The 369-nt window shown below is 78.6% G+C and carries 1 pseudogene; it reads left to right on the top strand.

The features are described from left to right. Window positions 1–159 precede the first annotated feature (159 nt). Window positions 160–369 (top strand): annotated as a pseudogene (locus BST11_RS29440) (PE family protein); the annotation flags it as partial.

Raw genomic sequence — 369 nt, 5'->3', positions numbered from 1 at the left:
CCACAATCTCCCCCTCCCCCCTCCGGGCGGCACGCAAGAGGGGAAAAAAAAACACCCCCCCCCCCCCGCGCCCCCCCCCCCCCCGCCGGCGCCGCCGGTCCCGTCGCTACCGGACCCGCCGGTACCGCCAGAGCCACCGTTGCCTCCGAGCAGGCCGCCGTGACCGCCCGCACCGCCGGCCCCGCCGGTCCCGGTAATTATGCCCTGTCCGCCGCTGCCGCCGGCCCCGCCGGAACCGAACAGCCCGCCGCTACCGCCGGTGCCACCGGTGCCGCCGGTGGCATTTTCGATGCCGTCGCCGCCGCTGCCGCCGGCGCCGCCACCGGGACCGAAGAGCCCACTCGCCCCGCCGGCGCCACCCGTCCCGCC

The organism is Mycobacterium alsense (genome assembly GCF_002086635.1).
In the GTDB taxonomy this organism is placed as follows: Bacteria; Actinomycetota; Actinomycetes; order Mycobacteriales; family Mycobacteriaceae; genus Mycobacterium; species Mycobacterium alsense.
Note: the sequence above shows the minus strand (reverse complement) of the source record. Positions and strands in the feature narration are given on the sequence as shown.